At 53.7% G+C, this 637-nt stretch carries 1 protein-coding gene; it reads left to right on the top strand.

Features of this window, described 5'->3' with window-relative positions; translation table 11 throughout:
* Positions 1-335: 335 nt before the first annotated feature.
* Positions 336-503 (top strand): DUF1931 family protein, encoded by a 168-nt coding sequence (locus ABDZ36_RS09310; protein WP_123078723.1) that lies wholly within the window; start codon positions 336-338, stop codon positions 501-503.
* Positions 504-637 lie beyond the last annotated feature (134 nt).

Raw genomic sequence — 637 nt, 5'->3', positions numbered from 1 at the left:
TACTCTCCCGCTTCACTTCCAACGTTCTAACGACTCATCCCGACGCTGTCTGCGGATTCAATAGAGCTGTCCTCAAGTGATTCGACGAAATCACTCGCGAGTTCCTCTGGTGGTGTCGGTGGTGACTCGGGCATTGTATCGTTGCTTTAACCAACAGGCCCGTGATTTGCTTAGGTGTGTTGGTTAAACCTTCAGATACGCCATTAAACCACGAACAGACAACCTCCAGAGCAGGCTTGAATCTCGGTCTGTACTGGTATTCTTGTCAGCTATTACACTCTGATGCCCCGTCCACCCCTTGCTTATAAGGAGTGGACAGGTGAAGTTGATGCTGTATGACGGATCTTGTCGTTAAGGCGGCGGTTAAGGACGCACTGTCAGAGAAGAACGTTGCTGGCGATTTCTACGAGGCGCTGGACGAGGAGGTTGAAGAACTGCTCGAGGAAGCAGCGGCACGCGCTGAGGCGAACGGCCGCAAGACGGTCCAGCCGCGCGACCTCTAGATCGGCTCGCGACGCTCTTTTCATAGTGCTCGCCCGCTAGCTGGGTGTTTCCTTTACTGTTAACCGAGGGTGTCATAGAACGAGTAGCACACCAAAGAGCAGGGTGAACGCTGAGGTGGATGAGTTCAGCGACC

Source organism: Halarchaeum salinum, from assembly GCF_039520965.1.
Lineage (GTDB): Archaea > Halobacteriota > Halobacteria > Halobacteriales > Halobacteriaceae > Halarchaeum > Halarchaeum salinum.
The sequence above is the reverse complement of the archived record's forward strand: the minus strand, read 5'-3'. Positions and strand labels throughout refer to the sequence as shown.

Bases quoted from the DNA above. Each gene is read 5' to 3' on its own strand.
- ABDZ36_RS09310 (WP_123078723.1), top strand. From the start codon at position 336: ATGACGGATCTTGTCGTTAAGGCGGCGGTTAAGGACGCACTGTCAGAG.